The sequence below is a fragment of the uncultured Campylobacter sp. genome (assembly GCF_938030785.1).
Lineage (GTDB): Bacteria > Campylobacterota > Campylobacteria > Campylobacterales > Campylobacteraceae > Campylobacter_B.
This window is the reverse complement of sequence record NZ_CALHIK010000096.1, coordinates 1-5,343: the sequence shown is the minus strand read 5'-3', so window position 1 is coordinate 5,343 and position 5,343 is coordinate 1. Positions and strand designations below refer to the sequence as shown.

The window sequence follows — 5,343 nt, the reverse complement described above, 5'->3', positions numbered from 1 at the left end:
TTATAAAATGAAATTTAAACAGTATAAATTTACCACACTGCCAAATTTTATAAAATATTTAGGTTTAATAATAGGTCAAAGCTAAACCGTCGGCTAGATTTAACCGACGGTTTATATGAATTTAAAATATCGAAAACATAAATGACAAAATGAATAATACCAATAGTCCAAATAGCATATTTGGACGTTGGAATTTATTTGCCGCTTTTAATTCCGATCCCGGGATTACCGGAATTACGGTTGCTAGCGCTGCGACGGGACCTCCCGTGAGATAGTATTGCATCATAGCGCTACCACCTGCAGCCATAACGGCTAACGATAAAGGTGTCGCTGTGCCTAGCGAAAGAGCGGCTTGCAAAAATGGTATGGTTATGGCTACTGACGCGGCATTACTCTGGGTTACAAAACCTGCTAACGCCGATACTATTAGCATACTTTGTATAGGTGCATGAGTCAGCATCGGAGTAAAAATTTGACCGATAAGATCGGCCAATCCGATTTGCTTTATAACACCGCTCATAAATAAAAAGCCTATCGTAGCTACAAGCGGAGTAGCTATCTTGCCGACGCCTTCTAGCATATTTTTCTCGCCTTCTTGAAAATTTAAAACGGAAAGTAAAATCGTAATAATCGCACTTGCAATACCTACTACAAAAACTGGAAATCCCGCAATAAAGCCGATGAAAAGTACAATAAAAGGCAAAAACGCTTTCCAAACCGGAGCTTCGTCAGCCTTTGCTTCAAATTCTTTTGAAATGCGCTCGACATCCTCTTTACTAAGCGTTGTGCCGCTTCGCATTCTTTTTAATCTAAAAAAAGCGCAGGCAAAAACACAAAGTCCGACGAACGTACCTATAACGTTAATTAGTCCGAATCCGATATTCGATACCGCTACGACGGCTACTTGTGTAGGATGGGTAAAACCGCCGTAGTTGCCTAAAATACCAGCATGTCCATGGATACCGGCAGATTTATTAGGATCTACTCCAAGCTTTACGGATGCCGTACCGGTTATGACCGCAGTGATAGCCGGTTGCGTAAAACCGGTAAGCATACCTATTACCGCTGCCGCTATACCTCCGGCAGTCGCTACACCTACGCCCCCGCCCAGCTTATTTCCTAGTCTTACAATACTTCGAATAATTACATCCATGAAACCACTGGCTTGCATAACGCCGATAAACATTAAAATTCCTGTCATATCGGCAATAACCGGATTTAAACCTCCGTTAATAAGAGAGACCAAAGATACGATATTTTTTGGTCCTGCTACCGGAAATCCTGCTACTAGCGCGCTAATTGCCGAACCGACTATAGCCGTAGTATATAACGGCGTCTTACCACTTATCATTAAGATAAGCGTAAAAATCATAACGCATTGAGCCGCGACTAACATTGTTAACTCCTTTTTAAGAAATTTCTTTGGGCATTATAACATTTTTTTAAAAAATTATATATAATATTTAGTATTTTGTATTGAAAAATTTTAAAATATGGTATAATTTCCCAAACTAAAAAAAAGTGAAGGAGTAAAAAATGTCAAAGCCAAAAATTGCAGTCGGTGCGTTGGGCGGTACGATTTGTATGAGCGCGAACGGTGGACAAGGCGGAGTTAAACCTAGCTTTAGCGCAGAGCAGTTAGTAGGTGCAGTACCTGCTTTGAGGGAGATGGTGCAAATAGAGGCCAAAACCTTGCTGGCTCTTCCTAGTGGTAGTTTAAAGGTACAAGATCTTGTAGAAGTTTATAAATGGGCGAAAGAGCAGATAGCTAAAGGGGCAGCAGGCGTGGTTATTACACAAGGAACCGATACGCTAGAAGAAAGCGCATTCTTTCTAAATTTAGTTTGGGATGAGCATGCTCCGTTAGTTCTTACCGGCGCTATGCGAAATGCTGACTCTATCAGTTCGGATGGCGCCGGTAATATATACGCTAGCGTGCTAACTGCCATTAGTCCGCAAAGCAGAGATCGGGGCGTACTAGTAGTATTAAACGATACGATCCATAGTGCATTATGGGTTCACAAGAGTAATACCTTTTCTCTACAAACTTTTGTATCAATCAATGCCGGTATTCAGGGGCTTGTGATAGAGAATGAAGTAAAATTTATAGCTCCTGCCGTATCTCGTAAAATTTATCCCCTGCCTAGCGTTAAATTTCCTAAAGTAGAGATTATACAAAGTTATTTGGGTTGTGACGGCGAGATGATTGAGCTTGCTGTGCGTGCTAATTTTAGCGGTATCGTAATTAGTGGCGTAGGTGCCGGACACGTATCATATGATATGATGGACAAGCTAAAAGATGCTCAAATTCCGGTCGTCGTCGCTTCTCGCACAGGTAGCGGGATCTGCGCTACTAAGACATACGGTTATAAGGGCTCGGAGATGGATTTACAAAGTATCGGTTGTATAATGTCCGGCTGGTTATCGCCAATTAAAGCGAGGCTTTTGTTGATGCTTTTGTTGGCAAACAACATGAATTTGGAACAGATAAAAAAAGAATTTGGAAATTTCTGAGGCATCGATCTGGATTGTTTTTATATTATTTTTGTATAATACTCCTAAAAAACGGAGAATAAATGATACATCTCAATTCGGATCGTCCTATCACCACAACAGAATTTATAGTCCATAGTCTTAGTCAAGATATTTTAAACGGAAATATAAAATCCGGCTCCAAGCTAAAACAAAATGAAATTTCAAAGAGATTTAACGTTAGCGCTACGCCGGTAAGGGAAGCGCTAAAAATTCTGACGGCAAAAGGGCTAATCAGTTTCGATCCGTTTAAAGGCGCAATTGTAAAGGGGCTTTGCTACAAGGAAGCAAAAGAAATTTATGAACTCAGAATTTTATTGGAAAGCAAACTTATAACGGATGCGTTTGAAAAATATGATACTGAGTATCTACAAAAAGCAATTAATATCCAAGAACAGATCGAAACTTGCACGGATTTAAACGAATGGGCTTTGTTAAATGCCAATTTTCATCGATGCTTTTGGCAGAGCGAAAGCGGTAGTAGGACATTTAATATCGTCGAAACCCTTATAATGGCGGCAATCCCATATGTTTCACTGTCTTTGTTTTATAAAAAATCCCATATAGAATCCTCAAATGAGGAACACAGGGCAATAATAGAAGCGTATCAGAAAAAAGACTTAAAAAAATTAGTTCATCTCAACACAGCACATACTAATAAGACGAAAAATATTTTAGAAGATGCGATAAAAAATAGCCTTTAAGTATTTTTTTACAAAGTGTAGCATTCGCGTCGCAACAAACTTGTTAAATTCTTATCGAGATTAAATTTATGCCTATTTTTACATCAACTAAAACATTTCCCGATCAAATAGCTTCTAAAATCGCATAAATTATATCAAGGGAGAATTGATAAAAAATCTTAAGGTTTTATCGATCGCAACGATACCGACGCTAAATTTAAGCACTTCGGATATTGCGCTTGACGGCAAAGACGTGTCATTGCAAGAAACGCATATTAAAAACGGTGTAATTAGGCGCGAGGTTAAATTTTATCTGCAAATTTAGCTGGTCGCGAGGGATAAATTTTTAAAAATTTAGACCCATAAAACTGCCGTTTTAAAGCGCCAACTAAAAGCGCGCGCTAATCTCGCCGAAGCTCTTTCGCAAATTTAAGCCTACGCGCTATTTTTCTCCGCAAATTTCACGCTTGCGTAGAGGTAGCTTGCAAGCCCTAGCGCGCCCAGTATTGCGCCCGCCTCGCCTATGTATTCAAGCCCGAAGCTCGTTGCGATCTGATGCCCCAAAAGCGCTCCGCCGCCGATGCCTACGTTGTAGATCGCCGAATAGATCGATATCGCGACATCGGTAGCGTCGGGAGCTAGCGCCAAAACCCTAATCTGCAAGCAGAGTCCGAAGCCGAAAATCCCCACTCCCCAGACGAAAGCTGCGAGCAGCAGCGCCGCGTCATTTGCGGCAAAAGCTTTTAGCGTTAGCACCGAGGCTAGGATAAAAAGAATCGCGCAGATCAAAAATGCGTTCGGAAATGAGCGGTAAAGCTTCGAAAAAAGCACGCTCGCAGCGATACCAGAAGCACCGAACGCAAGCAGGACGTAGGTTACGAAGTGATCCCCTGCGGGATTAAATTTCGCCACAAAGGGCTCGACGTAGCTGTAGGTCGTAAAATGTGCGCCTACGATCAAAAACGTCAGCAGATACAAAGCAAGCAGCATCGGGCGCCTTGCTAGCATCGGCAAACTCGCAAGAGAGCCCGCGCGCCTGCTTGGCAAAAACGGTAAAATTTTCCAAAGAAACAGCGCCTCGGCCGCCGCAAGCGCGCCGATTGCGAAAAACGTGATCCTCCAGCCAAAAAGCTCGCCGACCACGCGCCCCAAAGGAAGCCCTAAAACCATCGCAAGCGAGGTGCCAAGAGCGAGCATGCCGATGGCCTGAGAGCCTTTATTTATCGGCGCTACGCGCACGACGAGCGATGAGGTGATCGACCAAAAGATCGCGTGCGAAATCGCGATGCCCAGTCGCGCGATTACCAAAACGGCAAAATTCCACGCAATGGCCGCCAGGACGTGGCTTAGCGTAAACAGCACAAAAAGCCGCAAAAGCAGCCTCTTACGCTCAAGCTTTGAAGTAAGTAGCATCAACGGCAGCGAAAGGATACTCACCGCCCACGCGTAGATCGTGATGATTAGGCCCGTACTCGTAACATCCATCTTAAAATCCGCCGCAATGTCGCTTAGCAGGGCCACGGGGATAAATTCCGTCGTATTAAAAATAAAGGCGGCAAACGCTAACGCGACAACTCTCGTATAAGCGATTTTATGGACGTTCATCGGTTTTCTCTTTCTACTTTTAATTCCACTTTTAAATTTTGACTATAAGCCTGGCGCATTTTGCGGTTTTTACGAGGCTGTGTTTTAAATTTTAAAATTTAAAATTTTGCGCGCTGCATTTGCGTGCACGCTCCAGGCTAAATTTCAAGCGGGAATTATAGCTAAATTTAGCCTCTGCGCGGCTGTGAAAATAAAATTTTACGTTCAAAAAACAAAGCCGCGCTCGGCGAAATTTACTCCGTAGCTAGCCTCTAAAAATCTAATATAAATATGCGCTATGTTTGGCGGAGCAGCTCATGGAATTTCTTGTGTGTTCGGTCGAGCGAGATTAAATTTCACATAGCGTTTGTCAGGGCGGTGGTAAAATTCCACGGTAAAATTTCGCGCTGTATTTGAGAGCTCGCCGCGCAGCAAATAATCGCGCCGTAAGAATAAACGAGCGCGCCGCCGGCTAAATTTAGCGCGAGATTTAAATGAAAATTTTTATCTGAATGAATAAAATTTCAACTTAGTTTTATTTTTT

At 42.5% G+C, this 5,343-nt stretch carries 5 protein-coding genes; 3 read left to right on the top strand and 2 right to left on the bottom strand.

Annotated features, from left to right (window positions below; genetic code table 11):
• Window positions 1-121: 121 nt before the first annotated feature.
• Window positions 122-1,396 (bottom strand): citrate transporter, encoded by a 1,275-nt coding sequence (locus Q0438_RS05270; RefSeq protein WP_297917328.1) that lies wholly within the window; start codon window positions 1,394-1,396, stop codon window positions 122-124.
• 140 nt (window positions 1,397-1,536) lie between these two features.
• On the opposite strand from Q0438_RS05270, the gene Q0438_RS05265 reads away from it, so the two are divergent.
• From Q0438_RS05265 to Q0438_RS05255, 3 genes are all read left to right on the top strand, one after another.
• A complete protein-coding gene (locus Q0438_RS05265) occupies window positions 1,537-2,514 on the top strand; it encodes an asparaginase (RefSeq protein ID WP_299188193.1) in 978 nt (325 codons plus the stop codon).
• A gap of 62 nt (window positions 2,515-2,576) precedes the next feature.
• Window positions 2,577-3,236: a GntR family transcriptional regulator gene (locus Q0438_RS05260; RefSeq protein ID WP_297914622.1), complete on the top strand. Its 660-nt coding sequence runs from the start codon at window positions 2,577-2,579 to the stop codon at window positions 3,234-3,236.
• Window positions 3,237-3,381: 145 nt separating this feature from the next.
• Entirely contained in the window at window positions 3,382-3,540 is a 159-nt protein-coding gene (locus tag Q0438_RS05255; protein WP_297914619.1) for a hypothetical protein, read from the top strand.
• Between the two features lie 110 nt (window positions 3,541-3,650).
• Here the strand turns inward: Q0438_RS05255 and Q0438_RS05250 are convergent, their stop codons facing one another.
• Complete coding sequence (locus Q0438_RS05250; protein WP_299188190.1) at window positions 3,651-4,820, bottom strand: sugar transporter; 1,170 nt, start codon at window positions 4,818-4,820, stop codon at window positions 3,651-3,653.
• Between the last annotated feature and the right edge of the window lie 523 nt (window positions 4,821-5,343).

Bases quoted from the DNA above. Each gene is read 5' to 3' on its own strand.
- Q0438_RS05250 (WP_299188190.1), bottom strand. From the start codon at position 4,820: ATGAACGTCCATAAAATCGCTTATACGAGAGTTGTCGCGTTAGCGTTT.
- Q0438_RS05260 (WP_297914622.1), top strand. From the start codon at position 2,577: ATGATACATCTCAATTCGGATCGTCCTATCACCACAACAGAATTTATA.
- Q0438_RS05270 (WP_297917328.1), bottom strand. From the start codon at position 1,396: ATGTTAGTCGCGGCTCAATGCGTTATGATTTTTACGCTTATCTTAATG.
- Q0438_RS05265 (WP_299188193.1), top strand. From the start codon at position 1,537: ATGTCAAAGCCAAAAATTGCAGTCGGTGCGTTGGGCGGTACGATTTGT.